Below are 1,308 nucleotides of genomic sequence, written 5' to 3' on the forward strand. Positions count from 1 at the left end.
TGCAAGGCCAGCGCGTCAAAGCCGGGCGCAAAAGCCACCCACACAAAGTAGCCACCGCCAGGCTGCGACACCTGCACGTCGGCGGGGAAGTAGCGGGCGATGGCCGCCACCAGGCTGGCGTGCTGCGACTCCAGCACATGGCGCAGGCGGCGCAGGTGCTTGTCGTAGCCGCCGTGCTGCAGGTAGTCGGCCAGGGCAGCTTGGGCGGGCAGGCTGGCACCCAGGGTGGTCATCAGCTTGAGTTGCGCGATGCGCGGGCCGAAGCGTCCGGGCGCTACCCAGCCTACGCGGTAGCCGGGGGCCAGGGTTTTGCTGAACGAGCTGCAATGCATCACCAGGCCGTGCTGGTCATAGGCCTTGGCGGGCAGCGGGGCCTGGTTGCCGAAGTACAGCTCGCCGTACACATCGTCTTCGATCAGCGGGATCTGGTGGCGGGCCAGCAGGGCCACCAGCCGCTGTTTGCCAGCCGCCGACAGGCTGGCCCCGGTGGGGTTCTGGAAGCTGGTCATCAGCCAGCAGGCCTTGACCGGGTGGCGGCCCAAGGCCTGCTCCAGCGCGTCCAGGTCCAGGCCGTGCTGGGGGTGCACGGGGATTTCCAGCGCCCGCATCTTCAGCCGCTCCAGCGTTTGCAGGCTGGCGTAAAAGCCGGGCGACTCCACCGCCACCAGGTCGCCGGGCTGGGCCACGGCGGCCAGGCACAGGTTCAGCGCTTCGAGCGCGCCGCTGGTCACCACCAGGTCTTCGGGGGGCTGGGCCATGCCCATGGCCAGATAGCGCAGCGCAATCTGCTGGCGCAGCCCGGCATGGCCCTGGGGCAGGTGCTGCACCGATTCCCAGGGCGAGCTGCGGCGCATGCTGCGGCCCAGCGACTGGGCCAGGCGCTGCAGCGGAAACAGCGCGGGCGAAGGAAAGGCCGAGCCCAGCGGCGCAATGTCGCGCTGCTGGGCCGCGTCCAGCACGGCAAACACCAGGCCGCTGATGTCCACTTTGGCCGCCACCTGGGCGGGTGGGGCCACGGTGCGGGGCAATGGAGCGGGCAGGGCGACGGCCCCGGTGACGAAGTAACCAGAGCGTTCACGCGCCCGCACCAGCCCTTTTTCTTCCAGCCGGTAGTAGGCCTGGAAGGCGGTGGACGGGCTGATGCCGTGCTGCGCAGTCAGCGTGCGGATGCTTGGCATGCGGCTGCCCGGCGCGCGCTGCCCAGAGCGGATGTCGGCGGCCAGCAGGTCGGCCAGTTGTTCGTAACGTTTCATCTGTGCTGTAGATTTTTACATTTTTGGCATCTGGTATGTTTTTTTAAATGCCTAC

At 68.2% G+C, this 1,308-nt stretch carries 1 protein-coding gene; it reads right to left on the reverse strand.

Annotated features, from left to right (window positions below; genetic code table 11):
• A partial coding sequence (locus AC097L_RS24745; protein WP_479589368.1) for an aminotransferase-like domain-containing protein occupies positions 1–1,253 on the reverse strand: 1,253 nt, incomplete at its 3' end.
• Positions 1,254–1,308: the final 55 nt, after the last annotated feature.

This window comes from Rhodoferax sp. RT5P35 (genome assembly GCF_056521385.1).